Here is a 17372-nt window from a genome sequence, read left to right as displayed (position 1 = left end):
GGTCCCAAAGCTCGGCCCCGCGCCCAAAACGCCGGGGCGTTTCTCCAAGGGCTTTCCGCTTCAAATGACCACGGAAAGCAAATAGCATCCATGTTCCGGCATCCGCGCCAGACGGCAAACCGGTGGGAGGATAGCATGACCGACACGACCTCTAATCAGCCGGTCGCCAGCACTGCCGCGGACCGGGCGCGCGCATCCGAGCTCAGCGCCGTCGGGCGGTTCCTCAGGGCTACCGAACTCGACACGCGCATGCTCGGCATGGTCGGCGCCCTGCTGGTCATCTGGGTCGGCATACACATCCTGTCGGGCGGGCTTTTCCTGACGCCGCGCAATCTGTGGAACCTGTCGGTGCAGACCTCCTCGGTCGCGATCATGGCGACCGGCATGGTGCTGGTCATCGTCATGCGCAACATCGACCTTTCGGTTGGCTCTGTCGAAGGCGTGATCGGTATGATCATGGGCGTGGCGCAGGCCGAATTCCTCATTCGCGTCATCGGCTTCCAGCTCGGAAATCCCTGGCTCTGGATCATCGCGCTGGCCGCCGGCGTGGCGCTTGGTCTGCTGATCGGCGCGTTCCAGGGCTTCATCATCGCCTATATGAAGGTTCCGGCTTTCATCGTGACGCTGGGCGGCCTACTGGTGTGGCGCGGCATGGCATGGCTGATCACCAGCGGGCGCACGGTCGCGCCGCTCGACGCCACTTTCCAGCTGATGGGTGGTGGACCACGCGGCTCGATCGGCGCTACCGCCAGCTGGATCGTCGGCATCGTCGCCTGTGCGGCGGTTGCCTTCGCGCTGCTCAACGGCCGCTCGCAGCGCAAGCGGTTCAGCTTTCCACTGCGCCCCGTGTGGGCTGAGACCTTGCTTGGCGTGGTCGCTTGCGCGGCCATCCTCGGCGCCGTCTGGATCGCCAATTCCTATCCATGGCCGATCGGCATCGTGCGCCAGTATGCGCAGCAGAACGGCATTACCCTTCCCGAAGGCGGGCTGTTTATCGCGCATGGCATCGCCATCCCGGTGCTGATGGCGGTGGCCACGGGCATCATCATGACCTTCATCACCAAGCGCACGCGTTTCGGCCGCTATGTCTTCGCCATCGGTGGCAATCCGGAAGCAGCAGAACTTGCCGGCATCAACACGCGCTGGGTGACCATGAAAGTGTTCATGATCATGGGGGTGCTGGCGGCGATCAGCGCTGCGATCTCATCGGCCCGCCTCAACGCGTCGACCAACGCGCTGGGCACGCTGGACGAGCTGCTGGTCATCGCCGCCGCCGTCATCGGCGGTACGTCGCTGGCCGGCGGCGCCGGAACGGTGATGGGCGCCATGCTCGGCGCACTTCTGATGCAGTCGCTGCAATCCGGCATGGTGCTGCTCGGCATCGACTCGCCGCTGCAGAGCATCGTCGTCGGCGCCGTGCTGGTCATCGCCGTGTGGCTCGACACCGTCTACCGCAAGCGGGTCTAGGGGAGGAACGATCATGGAAAAAACTGCTCCCACGGGCACAGCGCTGATCGACATGCGCAACATCTCGATTGCCTTCGGCGGCATCCGCGCCGTCGACGATGCGTCCATCGATCTTTTTCCGGGCGAGGTCGTGGCGCTGCTCGGCCATAACGGCGCCGGCAAGTCGACCCTGATCAAGATCCTGTCGGGCGCCTACAAGCGCGACGCGGGCCAGATCTTCGTCAACGGCCAGGAGGCTTCGATCTCCAACCCGCGCGACGCCAAAAAATACGGCATCGAAACCATCTACCAGACGCTGGCGCTGGCCGACAATGTCGACGCTGCCGCCAACCTCTTCCTCGGCCGTGAGCTGATGACCGGCTGGGGCACGCTCGACGATGTCGCCATGGAAGCCGAGGCGCGCAAGGTCATGGGCCGGCTCAATCCGCGTTTCCAGCGCTTCAAGGACCCGGTGATCAAGCTGTCGGGCGGCCAGCGGCAATCGGTGGCGATCGCGCGCGCCATCCTGTTCAACGCCCGCATCCTGATCATGGACGAACCGACGGCGGCTCTTGGTCCGCAGGAAACGGCGCAGGTCGGCGAACTGGTCAAGCAGCTCAAGTCAGACGGCATCGGCATCTTCCTGATCAGCCACGACATCCATGACGTGTTCGAGCTTGCCGACCGCGTCTGCGTGATGAAGAACGGCCAGGTCGTCGGCACCGCTCGCACCACCGACGTCACCCAGGACGAGGTGCTCGGCATGATCATCCTCGGCAAATGCCCACCCGGCGCCATTCCCGGGCCGGGCGCGCTGAAGATCGCCGCCTGAAACAAGCGCCATCATCGGCTGACGGTCATCCCGATGCGCGATCAATAAGCCGGCTAATATCTGGAACGTGATGTGCCAGCTGTCACGATGGTTTGGCCTCGCCATTGTGTTGGCGCGGTGACATGCCATAAAGGTCCCAGATACATGGGCCGCAGCATCCTTTGAAGAAGTTTTTCCCGATCGTCGCCTTCATTGCCGTCGCGCTGATCAGCCTGACGATGGCAGGCTTCGCCTACTTCGCCACCCAGGAGGCGGCACGGATCAAATTCGAGGCGACGGCCGACGATGCGCTCAACCGCATCGAAAGCCGCATCGACCTGCATCTGTCGCTGCTGCGCTCGACGCAGGCGCTGTTCGACGCCCGCAATGGCGAGATTTCGCGAAGCGAATTCAAGGCCTTCTTCAGCGCGCTCGACGTCGACACCAATTTCGCCGGCCTGCGCGGCATCGGTTATCTCAGGCTGGTCAAAGCCGGCGACGAAGCGGCGGTCGAGCGCGACATGTTGCGCGACCGTAGCGTGCCCCACGCTATCTATCCGGACACGGCACAGTCCTGGCGCACCCCCGTGGTACTGTTCGAGCCGCTCGATCCTGCCAACGAGTCGACCATCGGCTACGACATGTTCACCGAACCGGTGCGGCGCGAAGCGATCGAAAAGGCGATGGCCGATGACGCACAGCATGCAAGCGGTCTGGTTCAACTCGGCCAGGGCACGGGCGCGGCACAGACCTTTACCGGCTTACTGGTCTTCGTCAGGCTCAATGTCGAAACCGCGCCGGATGGCATTAACGCATCCAGGTCGTCGACATCAGGCTTTCTCTACGCCGCTTTCCGCGCCCGCGACCTGTTCCAGACCGCGCTCAGCCGCACGCCGCTGCTGCCGGTCAACACCGAGGTCTATGACGGCAAGGTCGATGCCGACAATCTTCTGTTCCAGTCGGAAACGCCGCCGGTTGCGAGCTTCGGCGACAGGCTCTTGGTGACGCGCAAGATCATCGTCGCCGGCCGGCCGTGGACGGTGCTGTTTCGGCCGACAAGCGCCTTCTCGCAGCCGTCTTCGCGCGCCATTCCGGTGATGCTCGGCCTGTTCGGGTTGCTCCTGGCGGGCGCGATCGCGCTGGTGGCGCGCTACCAGGAGCGCGCCTATGACGCCAAGTCGCTGTTGCACGAGACGACGGAAAAGAGCCTGCTCGAAAAGGATCTGATGCTGCAGGAGATGAAGCATCGGATCAAGAATTCGATCACGCGGGTGCTGGCGATCGCGCGCCAGACGGCAGCGCATGCCACCGACGTAAAGGAGTTCTCCTCTTCCTTCTCGGCCCGCCTGCAGGCAATGGCGGCGTCCCAGGACATGCTGACGCGCTCGCGCTGGCAGAAGGCCGACCTTGGCGATCTCTTGCGCATCGAGCTTGGCCAGGTGTTCGGCAAGGAGCTTCCGGAAGGAATATTGTCAGGCCCTCAGGTGCTGCTCGACGAGACGACGACGCAGGCGCTTGGGCTGACCTTCCACGAACTGGCGACGAATGCGCTGAAATATGGCGAGGCCGGCAATTCGGTCGGCGCGCTGAAGGTCGACTGGTCGTTCCAGGGGCGTGGATCGGACAGGATGCTGGTTCTGAATTGGCGCGAGAACGGGCAGAAGCAACTCGAAGCGCCGGCCAAGACCGGCTTCGGCACCAAGCTGATCGATCTCAATGTCACGCGCGAATTGCGTGGCACGATCACCAGAGATTTTCGCGCCGACGGGCTTACCGTGGAAATCAGGATCCCGCCGCCCGGTACAGGCAAACAAACGGAGACCGGCTAACCGGTCTCCGTCTTGTTCGTTTGACGCTTTTGAAGCGGATCAGCAGCGAGCGGTGTAAAGCCGGCCGCGATTGTCGCGATACTGGCAATAGCCATTGCGCAGGTTGCGCACCAGCAGACCGGAACCGGCACCAACGGCTGCGCCGATGAGCGCACCCTTGCCGCCGCCAACCAGGCCGCCGACGCCGGCGCCTACCAACGTACCGACACCCACGTCCTGTTCGGTCGTGCTGCAGCCGCTGACGGCGACCACGGCAACCATGGCAATAATCAATTTCCGCATTGAGTCTCTCCTCACTTTCGTCCTCACTTTAATAAGCTTCAGCCGCCATTTAGCATGAAATGGCGGCCTTTGCCCGCTCGATCTTATTGTTGGCTAAGATAGTCTTTTTAGGGGCGCGTCACATTCGACGCAACCACGACGTTGGAAACCTGCAAGGATGCGTCGAGCGAACCATCCGGGCGCACGTTCCAGACGATCTGGTCGTAGTCGTCCTCCAGGGCGGGATCGACGGCAAGACATTTGGCAACGACATGCTGGGCCTGACTCTGCACGTCACCCATGGCGAAAGGCCGCTCGGCGGTGCATGCGTCCGCGGTCTCGAACACGCTGACCGGCACAGGCAGTTCGCGGCATTCGGTCATGCTGTTTGAACAGCCGATAACCAGAAGCAAAGCGGCGATGTGTTCCACGGCGAAAGATCCTCTCGCCATAAGAACGGTCACCAGCCGTCAAAGTTCCTGTGATGCAAGCTGGGGACGTTAATAAGCGGCTTGGCCAGGAGCCAGACCAGCCTTCAGCTTAGCCAGATTTGGGAGCAGCGTGAACCCGAAGCGAATGTGGCTCAGCCCAGCTGCGACGCCACGACCAGAACGATGGCGGCGACGAACGCGACAGCGGCGAAACGAAGCAAGGGATGCCAGGCGTACGGCGCCGGCGAGGCGGAAGAGTCAGGATCGTGAAAGCCGCTCATGGAGACGCGGGCGGCCTGCTCCAGCCTGTTCATATCGGCAACCGTCAAAGATCATTCCTCCCGTACTTGCGTTGCAGGCCACGGCCGAAGGGTCGGTTGAATCGGCCAGGAGCCGGCAATCTCTGGGAGCCTCAGCATCGGACTTTATGGTGAACAGCTGGTTAAGGAATCCGCCGCTCTGGGCTCTCTGTTTGACGCAATTCGGGACGGAATTACTGGCAAGTCCGGCTGCTCACTCGGTTTCGAAATTGCCGTGCGGAACGACAAGCCGATATTCGAGGCGGTCGCCGGTGATTTCAAGCGTCGCCGTGCCGTTCAGCGATGCCGGCACGACGCGTTCGAGAGCAACGCTGCCGAAGCGTTTCTCGGTGCGCCTGTTATCATTCGCGACGATGGCCTCGACCCAGGTCAGCGACAAAGCCGGCTTATCAGCGGCCTCAGTGACGCCCGACAGATTCGCGGTTACCTCGACGAAGCCATCCGGCCGCGCCAGGGCGCCGTAGCTGACTGAATTGACGGCGAGCTCGTGCATGGCCAGGCCGATGTGAAGAGCGGCGTTGGGATTGAGGTAGGGATTGACGCCATTGAAACGCAGGCTCTGCGCCGGATCGGCGCCATAGCGCACGACCTGGCCACGGACAAGCTCGCGTAGTGCAGCACCCCGCCAGTTCGACGACGTCACCAGATCCTGGGAGGAGGCCAGTGACTGCAGCCGGCCGCGAAAGCGCGTGAGGAAATCATCCGATGTCTCGGAATAGCGGCCGGTCTGGGTGGCAATGCTCTGGATGATGGCCAACAGGTTTTTGGAGCGGTGACTGACCTCGCGCAACAACGTCTTCAGCGTCTGCTCGCGGCGTTTCTGCTCGGTGGTCTCCACCATCGTGGTGACGACGCCCTGGACATCGCCACGGTCGCCATGGTCGGCGTCGACCCACACCTGGAACCAGCGGATACCGTCGGTGGTGGGCACACTGAGTTCGAGGTGCTCGGGATTTCCGGAGGCGATGACACGGCTTTTGGCTGTATCGATGTGCTCGACCTGCGCCGCCGGCAGCATGCCGCTGCTGTCCGCGGAGTCGGACCCCCATGGCTCACGCATATTGCGCGCCCACACGGTCTTCATCTCGCGGTCCTGGTATAGAACGGAGATACCGGCATTGTGCAGAGCGTGGAGCAAGGCGCGACCGAGCTGCATGCCGCTTTCAGCGGGGTGCAGGGCGATGACTTCACTCCGCCCGTTGTCGCTTGTCTCTCCTCTGGAACGCATCAGTCACCTGTCCGCCACCCAAGCTGAACGATTCACTTTGAAATGAGTTCCTGAAATAAGCCCTGAAACAGGTCCGCCGGGCGGTGTCCCTTGAAGGACACCGCCCGGCGGTGGCTGGAAACCGTTTGAGGGGTGCGGCTTCCAGTGTTTGGCTCGCTACCCGGTCTTACGACGCCCGCCTGAACAGGCCGGCCAGAAGCGAGATGATGAGGAAGGCGAGAAAGATGAAGAACAGGATTTGCGCGATGCCGGCGGAGGTGCCTGCGATACCGCCGAAACCAAGCGCGCCGGCGATGATCGCCACGACGAGAAATACGAGCGCCCAGTAAAGCATGATCCGTCTCCTTCCGATGCTGAGATAAAAACGTGGTTGGTTGGTGTTTGTTCCACCCTTTGCCGAAAAAGACAGCCTTTGGAAGGGGCCCCGGACGCGAATGATTCAGGCACGCGAGCCCGACCACGTAAGCGGCATGGAGAGAAAGACAACTGGCGATAGCCGAGTGGGCGATCGCCAGTGCTTGCCAACGCCGCGGGATGCGGCGAAACGTTGGAGACTATGTCAGGCGGCGGCCTTGGCCTGCCGGTCGAAGAACAGCGCCTGGCTGATCAGCGCCTTGACCATGTCCGGATTGAACGGCTTGGTGACGAGGAAAGCGGGTTCGGGCCGCTCGCCGGTCAGCAGACGCTCGGGGAAGGCGGTGATGAAGATCACGGGCACAGAGGTTGACGACAGGATCTCGTTGACCGCATCGATGCCCGAGCTGCCGTCGGCAAGCTGGATGTCGGCCAGCACCATCTTCGGCCTTGTCTTGCCGAACATAGCCACCGCCTCGGCATGGGTACGGGCCGTGCCGACGACACGGTGGCCGAGGCTCTCGACCATTTCCTCGATGTCCATGGCGATCAGCGGCTCGTCCTCGATGATCAGCACGTCGGTCGCCACCTGGCGGGAAATCTCGTTGCTCGCCTGGGCAAGCAGTTCGGAGAATTCCCTGGCGTCGACATCGAGAATTTCAGCCGCCTCGTCTTCGCTGAAGCCTTCGACCGCGACCAGCAGGAAGGCCTGGCGTGGCAGTGGCGCAATGGCGTTGAGATTGGCGGCGGCGCGCTGCTCCCATGCCGATTGCGCCTGCTCCTGCGGAACGCGGATGGCAATGGAGGTGAACAGTTTGGCGAAAACCTTGTAGATCGCGATGCGGTCGTTCGACGCTTCGGGGAAGATGTCGATGTCGGCGATGATGGCTTCGAGCATCGCGGCGACCAGCGCATCGCCACTCTCCTGTGATCCCGAAACGGCGCGCGAGAAGCGGCGCAGGAACGGCAGGTGCGGAGCAATGGTTGCGGAAAGGCTCATGATAGACGTCTCCCTCAGATGACGTAATTGCATAGATTCCAGGTCAAGCTGATTGCAAGCCCCTGCAAACAACGCGGGTTTTATGAAAAAGTTCCGAGGGCTGTGGAACGAATCTCCAAGGACGACGTTTGTGGGGCGATGGGCAACCAGACGAGGGGGGCCGCTTTGCGTTGTGTAATAGGGCGGCTAGGGCGCTGGAATTTAAGGGCGAAATGAGGACATGAATAAAGAAACACTGGCTGGCGCCGCTGACAGGCGCCGGGCCAATTCCGGTGACCCGCTCGGGGCGAATTCGGAAATCGGCCGCAAACTCAAACAATATTATGACGAGCTGGTCTCCGACAATGTGCCGGATCGCTTCGCCCAGTTGCTCAGGCAACTGGAACAGGCCGAACCCGCGCAGAAGAAAGACTGAGGCATGGCAGCTGTCTCAGAAGGGTTCAAGACCGATCTGCTCGGCTCGATCCCGAGCCTGCGGGCCTTTGCCGTGTCGCTGACGCAGAATGCCGACAAGGCCGACGATCTGGTGCAGGAGACGCTGGTCAAGGCCTGGGACAAGCATGAGAGCTTCCAGCCGGGCACCAATCTCAAGGCATGGTTGTTCACCATCCTGCGCAACGAGTTCTATTCGCAGATGCGCAAGCGCGGCCGCGAGGTGCAGGACAGCGACGGCATCATGACCGCCAGGCTCGCCGTTCATCCGGCCCAGCACGGCCAGCTCGATCTCAAGGATTTTCGCGGCGCGCTCGAGCAATTGCCCGAGGACCAGCGCGAAGCCATCATCCTCATCGGCGCTTCCGGCTTTTCCTATGAGGAGGCCGCCGAGATTTGCGGCTGCGCGGTCGGAACGATCAAGAGCCGGGTCAGCCGTGCCCGCACAAGGCTGCAGGAGATCCTGAAAATCTCCGGCGAAGACGAATATGGGCCCGATGCCATCTCGTCGCAGGTCACGGGCTCAAACGCCGCCTGAGAGCGAGCCTGTTTTGCGGGCTCGGGCTCTCAAGTACCGATCGAAGGCATTTCAGACTGGCGCGCGGCCGCAGGCCACCGCCAGCGCCTCGACGAGATCGTCTCCCGAATATGGCTTGGTTACCAGTCGCACGCCGGGGAAAGACGCCCTGATCTCGTCCGCGTCCGAATAGCCGGAGGCAAAGACGAAGGGCGTGCCCGCCTGGCGCAGTTGCGCGGCAAAGTCGAGCGTCGACGTCCCACTCAGCATCAAGTCGACGATAACGCCGTCGAACCTGTCGGCGACCGTCTGCTCGTCGATCTCTGCCAGGTCGCGGGCAATCACCACGTCGCCGGCGCCATGGTCGCGGCAAAGCTGCTCGACATCCATGGCGATCAGGAATTCATCCTCCAGGACAAGAATTCGCAATCCCTCAAGCAATGGGGCCACCTGGCAATCTCTCCTCAATTCTTGCAGCATCGGGTTCAGTGACTCCAGTCAACCGCATCGCGGGCCTTTGGGGAACGGCCGGTGGCCTTGATCCGAAAAATTCGCTAACCGGGTCTGCTCCAACGCCAGGCGAGCTTGGAATTCGCCTCACTGGAGTGCAGCGAGTCATGATCGCTATTTGCCATCCTGTCATTTAAAAAAGACATGCGCATCGCTGGCGGCGGAACCGCGGCCCTTGCAAAGGCGTTGCGGTCAGCCTCTGGCAAAGAGGCGTTCGAAGAGGGGTCGAAATGTCTGGCCAGAATGGTCGTTCCTTTTCCAGCCGCCAATATCCGTGCGAGAAGTGCCCGCTCCGGCCGTTGCAGGTGTTCCGGGACTTCGAGAAGCAGGAGCTTGCCTTCGTCAGCAGGTTCAAGAAGGGCGAACTTGCCGTCGACAAAGGTGCGACCGTCCTCGTCGAAGGCAGCCACAGCGCTCATCTCTACACGGTGCTGTCGGGCTGGGCTTTCCGCTACAAATTGCTGTCGGACGGCCGCCGCCAGATTCTGAACTATTCGATGCCCGGCGATCTCATCGGCCTGCAGGGCAGCCTGCTTGGTGAGATGCAGCACTCAATCGAGGCGCTGTCGCCGATGCTGTTATGCGTATTCGAGCGCGAAAACCTGCACGAGCTCTACCGCAACCATCCGGGACTTGCCTACGACATCACCTGGATGGCATCGCGCGAGGAGCGCATGCTGGACGAGAATTTGCTCAGCATCGGCAGGCGCACGGCGCTCGAGCGCACCGCCTATCTCATCGCCTTCATCGCCAGCCGGGCGGCGGTAGTTGGGCTCAACGGCAAGGCGCCGGTGCAGATTCCGATCACGCAGCAGCATATCGCCGATACGCTCGGCCTGTCTCTGGTCCACACCAACAAGACGATCCGCAAGCTGATAGACCGCAAGCTGATCGCCTGGCGCGACGGCGGTTGCGAAGTGGTCGACCGGGAGGCGCTGAAGGACCTCGCACGCTGGGAGGGCTTGAGCGAGGGCCGCCGGCCGCTGATCTGATGCCGCTGATCCAGCAGGGAACCAGTCCAGCCGGGGCTGGACTCGCACAGGCAAACACCCTTTCATGGATATGGTCTCCGATTTCGGAACCTTGGAGTGTGTGGGGCGTTTGAAACCACGCAAACGCAAGGAGTTATGGGAATGGCAACTGCCACAGGAAAAACCGCTGGCGAAACCCAGACGAACGCCGACCTCGAAGCCGATATCCGGCAGTTGAAGGCCGACATCGAAAAGCTGACCAAGCAATTGGCCAAGACCGGCGAGCATGGCTACGGAACGGCGCGGCGCGCCGCCGCCGAAGGCGTCGAGCAGTTGCGCGCCCAGGGTGAGGCTGCCTTCGACAGTCTACGCGGCAACGCCAAGGACATCGAAGCCCAGATCACCGCCAATGTGCGCGAAAAGCCAGTGACGTCGCTGGCCATCGCAGCCGGCGTGGGCTTTCTGTTCGCGCTTCTCGCCCGGCGCTAGTTTTCGCTAGAGATGGGGACGCTGGCATCGCTGATTTCTGCTTTGGCCTCGGGTGAAGCCATTGCCGCCATGCGCCGCGCGCGCACGGCGGCAATCGTTTATGGGCTCGCCGCGGTTGCGGCTCTGTGCGGGCTCGGATTTCTCCTGGGGGCGGCCTATATCTGGGTCGCCGACCGCTATGGGTCGATGGCGGCCTGCCTGGGCTTCGCGGCCGGCTTCCTGGTGCTTGCCGGGCTCATCCTGCTCATCTACCAACTGGCGGCCGGCACGCGCGCCCGTAGACGTGCGCGAAGGCGCAATGCCGACCTCAAGGCACTCGGCATCACGGCGGCCCTTGCCGTATTGCCGTCGCTTCTCAAGGGGAAAGGCGGCAAGGAACTTGTCCTCGGACCGATCATCGCGCTGGTGGCCTATGCCATCTACAAGGAAAACGTCAAACCGCGGCCGGGCGATCCGGACGACGAGGCCGACTAGGCCCGAACTCCCCGACGCTTCAGCTCGGCAAATCTTCCAACGGCATCGATATTTCCGCGAACACGCCTTCCCGACGGAACTCGTGCACAACCTCGCTGGACAAGACCTTGGCGAGGCTGCGGCGGATCAGGATCGAGCCGAATCCCTGCCGTTCCGGAGGCTGGACCTGCGGCCCGCCGCTTTCGCGCCAGGTCAGCACAAGGCGGCGTGCGCCTTTCTTGCCCAGCGCTTTCCAGTCGACGTCGACCTTTCCCGAGCCCACTGACAGCGATCCGTATTGCAGCGCGTTGCTGGCCAGTTCGTGCATGATCAGGCCGAGCCCCACCGCCTGGTCGGGCGAAAGCAGCAGATCCGGGCCGGAAATCGCGATGCGCGGCTGTTCGGTCGAATCGAACGGCTTGACCTCGATCTGCATCAGTTCGCGGATGCCGATGCCGCGCCATTCGCGATCGGACAAGAGGTTATGGGCAGCCCCCAGCGCCTGCAGTCTGGCGCCGAAGGCTTCGAGGAATTCGCTTGGGCGGCGGGCATGGCGAACGGTCTGCGTCGCCAGTGCCTGCACCGTGGCCAACGTATTCTTGACCCGATGGTTCAGCTCGCGCAGCAACAACCTTTGCCGTTCCTCACCGAGCTTGCGTTCCGATATGTCGTAGTTGACGCCGAAGATCAGCGTCGGTTTGCCTTCGCCGTCGCGCTCGATGACGCGGCCGCGGGTGGCTATCCAGCGCGGCGGATCGAAGCCTTTGACCCGATATTCGCCGAAATAATCGTCGCTGCCGGTCAGGGCGTCGCGAAAGCGCGTCTCGGTCTGGTATACGTCGCGCGGGTCGATGGCGCCCAATATGTCGCGCGCCCGCAACCGGTTCGAGCGCGGCAGATTGAACAGTTCCGACAGGCGCACATCGCACTCGATCATGTCGGTGCGGATATCCCAGGCCCAGCTGGCAAGCGAGGCGGCATCGAGCGCGATGGCGCGGCGCTTTTCCTCCTGCGCCAAAGCTGCGGCGGCGATGGCGCCGCTGCGGGTGGCGTTTTTGAGCGTAAACAGGCTGGCGGCGAGACTGGCCAACGCCTTCAGTCGATCGAGTGCGGCAGGGGACGGAAAGTCATGCGGTTTCCGGTCGAGTACGCATACGGTGCCGATGCGCGCACCGGCCACCACTATGGGCGCGCCGATATAGAACCGCAGATGATGCTTACCGGTCACGAGCGGATTGGCGGCGAAGCGGGGATCAATGCTGGCATCGGTCACCACCATAGGCTCGTCGCCGGCGGCGATGGCGTGCGCGCAAAACGAGGTGTCGGTGGCAGTCTCGGTCTCGTCCAGACCGACACAGGACTTGAACCATTGGCGTTCGGTATCGAGCAACGTGACCAAGGCGATTGGCGCCTGCATCACGGCGGCGGCAAGACCGGTGATGCGATCGAAGTCGGGATCGGAGGCCGTGTCGATCGCGTCGAGCCCGTGCAGCACGGCAAGCCGCTCCGGCGCCGCCACCGCGCGTCGAACGTCGGCCGGCAGACCCATCTCCACCTTTTTATCCACCAAGTCCCCTCGCTTGCAGGTCCCATCCGCAGTGCAGCGCGTTGTGCGCTGCCGTCGGGACCCGGAACTTTTGTAGCAAGCAATCGTTACCCGACCATGTTTCGCCAGACATGGCTTTGTCCGCCACGCCTGCAGTCGCATGATGGGAATGCCGCCAATGATCAAGATCATCCCTGAGAACAAGGCCCGCCAGGGGCGCTGGGGTTGGCATGGGCTGCGCATCCTGATCGCAGCGCTGCTCTTGGCCTTCATCGCTTGGGGCATCGCCGAAATCTATGGCGAAAAGATCGACAACAGCGCGCCCGCCAACCAGAGCGCGCCCGCCAGTCAGAGCCAGCCGGCCGGCGGCTGAAGCGCTCGTCGTCTTCGGCGCTCGCATCAGGCGGCCTTTGCCTGCGCAGCGCGCGCCGGCACCAGAACATTCAACGCGCCAGGGTGAATCTGCACAGCTGTTTCGCGCTCCAGCTTGACCAGTTCGCCGTCGATGACGGCGCCGAACTTCTTGCTTCCCGTGTGGATTTTCACAACTGCCTTGTCGGCCTGATGGATCTCGACATGATCGCTGTCGCGCCACCTGCCGCGCGCCATGTCGAAGAGGGCCCTGGCCAGTTCGCCGCGCCGCCGTGCCACGGTGACATAGATGCCGAGCACGCCGCCGGCAGGATTGTCGGCATAGGGCAGGTGACCCTCGCCGAACAGGTTGTTGGAGATGCCGATGCCGCTGATGCGGGTCACGATCTCGGCGTCGCCGACCGTCAACGTCACCTTCATGGCGGGCGGATTGTTGATCGTCCTCCAGGCGGCCTTTGCCGAAGCACGGATCTTTCCCAGGCGCGAAGTAAACTCCATGGTGTCGCGCAGCCTCACCATCCTGGCATGCAGGCCGATGGAGAACTGATGCACGAAGGGCCGGCCATTGGCGCTGGCGATGTCGACCGCGATGACCTCGCCGTCGGCAAAGGAAGTCAGGGCTCCGTCGAGGGTCTGCGGAATGCCCAGGCCGCGGGCGAACAGGTTCATGGTCCCGGCCGGCAGGACAGCCAAGGCTTTCTTGCTGTTCATCAGCCGCGCCGCGGCGGCCGAAATGGTGCCGTCGCCACCACCGGCCAGCACCACCTCGATGCCGCGCCGCGAGGCGACCTTGTCGAGCGTGGCGACAATGTCCTTGCCTTCGACGATGTCGATATCGACAGTGTGGCCAGCCGCCTCAAGCGTCTGGCGCATCCGGTCCGAAAAAGCGGAAACATCAGTCGTCCGCAAGGTGCCGCCGTCCCGGTTCAGCACCGCCGCAAATCGCATGCCCGCTCCGTGTTCATTTTAGCGGCCGGAATGCCCAGCCGCAGGCTGAAACGGCGAAGCCTTACAAAGGTTCCATCGGCCGGCCGGAAATGCCGGGTGATTCCACGGACTTGCCCGAGGTATCCCGATGCCCCCGTTTTTTCGGAACAAGCGCCTTGTCACGACGTTGTGAACGCATTGGAGGCGCCGCTTTCGGCCTTCGGCAACGGTTTGCCGGTTGCGGCGCGCACGAGATCACGCAAGAGGAGACTTAGTCATGATCCGCACTCTTTTCGCGACGACTGCACTCGCAACGCTGATCGCAACCGGTGCGTTTGCGCAGTCAACGACCGCCCCGGCGACGACCCCGGCGCCGGCTGAAGCCCCCGCCACCATCGCGCCGGCCGCGCAGCGGGCCGAGGGCGCGCTGATGACCAATATTATCGGTGAATCCGTCTATAACGGCACCGCTGATGATGCGCAGAAAATTGGTGATGTCAGCGACGTCGTCTTCGATGAAAATGGCCAGGCGAAATCCGCCATCATCGGCGTCGGCGGGTTCCTTGGCATCGGCAGCAAGAACGTCGCCTTCGACTACGGCAAGCTCAAATGGGTCGAGAAGAACGGCGACCGCTGGCTGGTCGCCGAGACGACCAAGGAAGCACTGACGGCGCTACCGGACTTCGACCGCAAACCTTATGATCCGGCTCCTGCGCCCGCTTCTACCGACAGCGCGCAGAATGATCCGCAGAAGCCTGTCGATCTGAACGCCGCGCCGTCAGAGCCGGTGGTGAAACGCGCCGAAGGCAACCTTGCCACAAACATCATCGGCGAGACCGTCTACAACGGCACCGCTGACGACGCCCAAAAGATCGGTGACGTCAACGACATTGTATTGACCAAGGATGGCATGGCGCAGTCGCTGGTCATCGGTGTCGGCGGCTTCCTCGGCCTGGGCGAAAAGAACGTCACCTATGATTTCGCCAAGGCGCAGTGGGCCGAGAAGAATGGCGATCGCTGGCTGGTCGCCCAGACGACCAAGGAGGAATTGCAGGCGCAGCCGGACTTCGACCGCAAGGTCTATGATCCGGTGCCGGTGACGACGATGTCCGACGCCGGCACGCCCGCTGCACCGGCAGCCACCGCCCCCGCCGCCGCTCCGTCTGAGACGGCTGCTCCGGCGCCGATGGACAAGACGGCTCAGGCTCCGGCGGCCGAGTCGCCTGACGTGAAGGCCACCGACCCGACGCAGACGGCGGCGATCGACAAATCGACGCTGACCGAGATGCCGGTCGGTGACATCAGGGGCGACGATCTGAAAGGCACGATCGTCTATGGCGCCAACGACGCCAAGGTCGGCGAGATCGGCGACGTCGTGCTGGCGCCGGACAGCAAGCCGGATGCCGTCATCATCGATGTCGGCGGTTTCCTCGGCATCGGCGCCAAGGAGGTTGCGGTCGGCATGGACAAGCTCAAATTCATGACCGACAAGGATGGCAAGAAGTATCTCTACACCAACTTCACCAAGGAGCAGCTTCAGGCGCAGGCTGCCTACGACAAGGGCAGCTACGCCGAGAAGCGCGATCAGCAGCGGATGATGGTACAGTAAGGGAACAGGGGCAGTAGGGATCAGGCAGTAGGGCAGCAGCCGAAGAATTAACGGGCGAAGTATCGGATCGCTGAGAATATTCTACTGCCTACTGCCTACTGCCTACTGCCTTACCCACATACCCAGCCACGCCATCCTCGGTCAACTCTGCAAGCGCCAGCGACTGGTCGAGATGTTCGGCGCGCCACGCAAGCAGACGCTCGGCAAATTCAAGCCGCACGCTCAGATAGGCCGGGTCAGTGGCGACATTGACTAGCTCGCCCGGATCCTTTTTCAGATCGAACAGCAGGGGCGGCAAGCCACCGCCGAAATGCACATATTTGAAGTCTTCCGTGCGTATGACGGCGAGGTTGCACTGGCGCGAGCCGATGCCGAAAAGCCGTTCGGCTTCACCCTCGGCAATCGAGCGGAAATCGAACTCCCAATGCGCGGCGTCGCGCCAATCCTTGGGCGGTTGACCATCCAGGAACGGTTTCAGCGAGCGGCCGTCGAGATGCGGCTGGGCGTCGGCATCCAGCAGATCGAGCAAGGTTGGGAAGATGTCGACGGCCTCGGTGAAGCGATCGACGGTCGAGCCCGCCGCCTTGCCGCGGCGCGGGTCGCGGACGATCAGCGGGATGTGATAGCTGCCGTCAAAGAAACCGCCTTTGCCGAGCATGAAATGGTCGCCCATCATCTCGGCGTGGTCCGATGTCAGGATGACGATCGTGTCGTCCCAGGCTCCCGCTGCCTTGATCGCCTGCCATATGCGGCCAAGCTGCGCGTCGACCTCCGAGATCATGCCGTAATAGATCGCACGGATGGCGCCGATGTTGTCGTCTCCCCAGTCGCGCACCTTGCCGTCAGTGCCGGGGCGGAAGTTCTTACGCCTTTGCCGGCCGAGATCGTAGGCCAGATAGGGATGGCTTTCCGCCTCCGCCTGCCAGCTTTCGCCACGAGGGAAGGCCGGGCCGTCCGTGGGATCATACAGCGCGTTGTAAGGCGCCGGCACGACGAAGGGCGGATGAGGGCTGATGAAGGAGATATGCGCGAACCAGGGCGCATCCTGTTCGCCCAGCCAGCGGATGAATTCGCCGGCGAGGAATGCCGTCGGTGTCTCGTCCCTGGAATAGACCGGCGGCGCGTTGGTCACGCCGTCGCCTGCTTCCTCGCCAACGGGGCGGTGAATGCCGGGAGAGCCGGCGCTGGTGTCGAGCCCGCGCGCCTTCAACCATGACAACCATGGTTTCTGATGCTCGGGCAGGAACTGGCGCACGCTGAAGCCGGGCAGCACGCCTTCATAGGTTTTCAGCCGGGGATCGCCCGGCGCCAACGTGCGCGGATCGGACGAGACGTCGGTGTAGCCGAACAACGTCGGATCGTAGCCGAGGGCGCGCGCCGAAAGCGCGATGTTGCCGTGACGGGCGTCGAGTGGCGTGCCGTTGCGGCAGACGCGGTTGTTCATTTGGTAGAGGCCGGTGTAAAGGCAAGCGCGGGCCGGCGAGCAGGGCGCGGCGCCGCCGTAATGCCGCTTGAAAAGGACGCCCTCGGCGGCCAGCGCATCGGCGTTCGGTGTCTTCACCGTGGGATGGCCGGCAGCCGACAGGCAGTCGCCGCGCCACTGGTCGCAGGAGATCAATAGGATGTTCGGACTTCTGCTTTTCGCGGCCAATGGCTGTATCCTGTCACGTCGGGAAGACGTTCAATGAACCGGATTCTGGCGGCGGCGCAAGACCGTCAGTTACTGAAATGGTGAACGAAATTTTTCTACTGTTCACGATTGGGATACAGTCCATTCTGAGTTTGCCGCCTTTGCCGTTGCCGGGCGGCCCCTCATATAGGCGTGGACAGCGGCGAGGGCCGCACAAACACCAAGGGAAGGAGCAA

Annotated in this window: 20 protein-coding genes; 10 read left to right on the top strand and 10 right to left on the bottom strand. The window is 62.8% G+C overall.

The window, feature by feature from the left end; all coding sequences use genetic code 11:
- The first annotated feature begins 135 nt into the window (after nucleotides 1-135).
- From FJV77_RS09630 to FJV77_RS09620, 3 genes are all read left to right on the top strand, one after another.
- Complete coding sequence (locus tag FJV77_RS09630; protein ID WP_142866558.1) at nucleotides 136-1467, top strand: sugar ABC transporter permease; 1332 nt, start codon at nucleotides 136-138, stop codon at nucleotides 1465-1467.
- Between the two features lie 13 nt (nucleotides 1468-1480).
- The gene (locus FJV77_RS09625; RefSeq protein ID WP_185970255.1) at nucleotides 1481-2278 is read left to right on the top strand and encodes an ATP-binding cassette domain-containing protein; all 798 of its coding nucleotides are present in this window, start codon (nucleotides 1481-1483) and stop codon (nucleotides 2276-2278) included.
- A 161-nt stretch (nucleotides 2279-2439) separates the two neighbouring features.
- The gene (locus FJV77_RS09620) at nucleotides 2440-4086 is read left to right on the top strand and encodes a CHASE domain-containing protein (RefSeq protein ID WP_142866556.1); all 1647 of its coding nucleotides are present in this window, start codon (nucleotides 2440-2442) and stop codon (nucleotides 4084-4086) included.
- Nucleotides 4087-4125: 39 nt separating this feature from the next.
- On the opposite strand, the gene FJV77_RS09615 is transcribed toward FJV77_RS09620, so the two are convergent.
- The 6 genes from FJV77_RS09615 to FJV77_RS09595 all read right to left on the bottom strand — a co-directional run bounded on the left by FJV77_RS09615 (nucleotide 4126) and on the right by FJV77_RS09595 (nucleotide 7680).
- Nucleotides 4126-4368, bottom strand: a complete 243-nt coding sequence (locus FJV77_RS09615; protein ID WP_112559509.1) for a YMGG-like glycine zipper-containing protein — start codon at nucleotides 4366-4368, stop codon at nucleotides 4126-4128.
- A gap of 107 nt (nucleotides 4369-4475) precedes the next feature.
- Complete coding sequence (locus FJV77_RS09610) at nucleotides 4476-4778, bottom strand: hypothetical protein (protein WP_142866555.1); 303 nt, start codon at nucleotides 4776-4778, stop codon at nucleotides 4476-4478.
- 152 nt (nucleotides 4779-4930) lie between these two features.
- On the bottom strand, nucleotides 4931-5107 hold the full coding sequence (locus FJV77_RS32310) for a hypothetical protein (RefSeq protein ID WP_185970254.1): 177 nt from the start codon (nucleotides 5105-5107) through the stop codon (nucleotides 4931-4933).
- A gap of 184 nt (nucleotides 5108-5291) precedes the next feature.
- Nucleotides 5292-6326, bottom strand: a complete 1035-nt coding sequence (locus FJV77_RS09605; protein ID WP_142866554.1) for a sensor histidine kinase — start codon at nucleotides 6324-6326, stop codon at nucleotides 5292-5294.
- A gap of 166 nt (nucleotides 6327-6492) precedes the next feature.
- Entirely contained in the window at nucleotides 6493-6660 is a 168-nt protein-coding gene (locus FJV77_RS09600) for a DUF1328 domain-containing protein (RefSeq protein ID WP_127414401.1), read from the bottom strand.
- 225 nt (nucleotides 6661-6885) lie between these two features.
- Complete coding sequence (locus tag FJV77_RS09595) at nucleotides 6886-7680, bottom strand: response regulator (protein WP_142866553.1); 795 nt, start codon at nucleotides 7678-7680, stop codon at nucleotides 6886-6888.
- 220 nt (nucleotides 7681-7900) lie between these two features.
- Between FJV77_RS09595 and FJV77_RS09590 the strand changes: the two genes are divergently transcribed.
- Nucleotides 7901-8095 (top strand): NepR family anti-sigma factor, encoded by a 195-nt coding sequence (locus FJV77_RS09590; RefSeq protein ID WP_142866552.1) that lies wholly within the window; start codon nucleotides 7901-7903, stop codon nucleotides 8093-8095.
- Nucleotides 8096-8098: 3 nt separating this feature from the next.
- Nucleotides 8099-8650, top strand: a complete 552-nt coding sequence (locus FJV77_RS09585) for a sigma-70 family RNA polymerase sigma factor (protein ID WP_142866551.1) — start codon at nucleotides 8099-8101, stop codon at nucleotides 8648-8650.
- Between the two features lie 51 nt (nucleotides 8651-8701).
- Here FJV77_RS09585 and FJV77_RS09580 read toward each other — a convergent pair whose 3' ends face one another.
- Complete coding sequence (locus FJV77_RS09580; RefSeq protein WP_246691203.1) at nucleotides 8702-9079, bottom strand: response regulator; 378 nt, start codon at nucleotides 9077-9079, stop codon at nucleotides 8702-8704.
- Nucleotides 9080-9369: 290 nt separating this feature from the next.
- On the opposite strand from FJV77_RS09580, the gene FJV77_RS09575 reads away from it, so the two are divergent.
- The 3 genes from FJV77_RS09575 (at nucleotide 9370) to FJV77_RS09565 (ending at nucleotide 11073) form a co-directional block, all read left to right on the top strand.
- Nucleotides 9370-10131, top strand: coding sequence for a Crp/Fnr family transcriptional regulator (locus FJV77_RS09575; protein ID WP_142866549.1), 762 nt, complete (start codon nucleotides 9370-9372; stop codon nucleotides 10129-10131).
- Nucleotides 10132-10272: 141 nt separating this feature from the next.
- A complete protein-coding gene (locus FJV77_RS09570; RefSeq protein ID WP_142866548.1) occupies nucleotides 10273-10599 on the top strand; it encodes a DUF883 family protein in 327 nt (108 codons plus the stop codon).
- A 12-nt stretch (nucleotides 10600-10611) separates the two neighbouring features.
- The gene (locus FJV77_RS09565) at nucleotides 10612-11073 is read left to right on the top strand and encodes a hypothetical protein (protein WP_142866547.1); all 462 of its coding nucleotides are present in this window, start codon (nucleotides 10612-10614) and stop codon (nucleotides 11071-11073) included.
- Between the two features lie 19 nt (nucleotides 11074-11092).
- Here FJV77_RS09565 and FJV77_RS09560 read toward each other — a convergent pair whose 3' ends face one another.
- Nucleotides 11093-12619: an HWE histidine kinase domain-containing protein gene (locus FJV77_RS09560; protein ID WP_185970253.1), complete on the bottom strand. Its 1527-nt coding sequence runs from the start codon at nucleotides 12617-12619 to the stop codon at nucleotides 11093-11095.
- 157 nt (nucleotides 12620-12776) lie between these two features.
- On the opposite strand from FJV77_RS09560, the gene FJV77_RS09555 reads away from it, so the two are divergent.
- Nucleotides 12777-12971 (top strand): hypothetical protein, encoded by a 195-nt coding sequence (locus FJV77_RS09555; RefSeq protein WP_142866546.1) that lies wholly within the window; start codon nucleotides 12777-12779, stop codon nucleotides 12969-12971.
- A gap of 26 nt (nucleotides 12972-12997) precedes the next feature.
- On the opposite strand, the gene FJV77_RS09550 is transcribed toward FJV77_RS09555, so the two are convergent.
- Nucleotides 12998-13918, bottom strand: a complete 921-nt coding sequence (locus FJV77_RS09550; protein ID WP_142866545.1) for a diacylglycerol kinase family protein — start codon at nucleotides 13916-13918, stop codon at nucleotides 12998-13000.
- Nucleotides 13919-14174: 256 nt separating this feature from the next.
- Between FJV77_RS09550 and FJV77_RS09545 the strand changes: the two genes are divergently transcribed.
- Entirely contained in the window at nucleotides 14175-15506 is a 1332-nt protein-coding gene (locus FJV77_RS09545) for a PRC-barrel domain-containing protein (protein ID WP_142866544.1), read from the top strand.
- An 88-nt stretch (nucleotides 15507-15594) separates the two neighbouring features.
- On the opposite strand, the gene FJV77_RS09540 is transcribed toward FJV77_RS09545, so the two are convergent.
- A complete protein-coding gene (locus FJV77_RS09540) occupies nucleotides 15595-17157 on the bottom strand; it encodes an alkaline phosphatase family protein (protein WP_142866543.1) in 1563 nt (520 codons plus the stop codon).
- Between the last annotated feature and the right edge of the window lie 215 nt (nucleotides 17158-17372).

Source organism: Mesorhizobium sp. WSM4306, from assembly GCF_007003975.1.
GTDB lineage: Bacteria > Pseudomonadota > Alphaproteobacteria > Rhizobiales > Rhizobiaceae > Mesorhizobium.
Note: the sequence above shows the minus strand (reverse complement) of the source record. Positions and strands in the feature narration are given on the sequence as shown.

Excerpts from the sequence above, each read along its gene's own strand:
- FJV77_RS09630 (WP_142866558.1), top strand. The coding sequence starts at position 136 with ATGACCGACACGACCTCTAATCAGCCGGTCGCCAGCACTGCCGCGGAC.
- FJV77_RS09625 (WP_185970255.1), top strand. The coding sequence starts at position 1,481 with ATGGAAAAAACTGCTCCCACGGGCACAGCGCTGATCGACATGCGCAAC.
- FJV77_RS09615 (WP_112559509.1), bottom strand. The coding sequence starts at position 4,368 with ATGCGGAAATTGATTATTGCCATGGTTGCCGTGGTCGCCGTCAGCGGC.
- FJV77_RS09605 (WP_142866554.1), bottom strand. The coding sequence starts at position 6,326 with ATGCGTTCCAGAGGAGAGACAAGCGACAACGGGCGGAGTGAAGTCATC.
- FJV77_RS09600 (WP_127414401.1), bottom strand. The coding sequence starts at position 6,660 with ATGCTTTACTGGGCGCTCGTATTTCTCGTCGTGGCGATCATCGCCGGC.
- FJV77_RS09595 (WP_142866553.1), bottom strand. The coding sequence starts at position 7,680 with ATGAGCCTTTCCGCAACCATTGCTCCGCACCTGCCGTTCCTGCGCCGC.
- FJV77_RS09590 (WP_142866552.1), top strand. The coding sequence starts at position 7,901 with ATGAATAAAGAAACACTGGCTGGCGCCGCTGACAGGCGCCGGGCCAAT.
- FJV77_RS09585 (WP_142866551.1), top strand. The coding sequence starts at position 8,099 with ATGGCAGCTGTCTCAGAAGGGTTCAAGACCGATCTGCTCGGCTCGATC.
- FJV77_RS09575 (WP_142866549.1), top strand. The coding sequence starts at position 9,370 with ATGTCTGGCCAGAATGGTCGTTCCTTTTCCAGCCGCCAATATCCGTGC.
- FJV77_RS09570 (WP_142866548.1), top strand. The coding sequence starts at position 10,273 with ATGGCAACTGCCACAGGAAAAACCGCTGGCGAAACCCAGACGAACGCC.
- FJV77_RS09565 (WP_142866547.1), top strand. The coding sequence starts at position 10,612 with ATGGGGACGCTGGCATCGCTGATTTCTGCTTTGGCCTCGGGTGAAGCC.
- FJV77_RS09555 (WP_142866546.1), top strand. The coding sequence starts at position 12,777 with ATGATCAAGATCATCCCTGAGAACAAGGCCCGCCAGGGGCGCTGGGGT.
- FJV77_RS09550 (WP_142866545.1), bottom strand. The coding sequence starts at position 13,918 with ATGCGATTTGCGGCGGTGCTGAACCGGGACGGCGGCACCTTGCGGACG.
- FJV77_RS09545 (WP_142866544.1), top strand. The coding sequence starts at position 14,175 with ATGATCCGCACTCTTTTCGCGACGACTGCACTCGCAACGCTGATCGCA.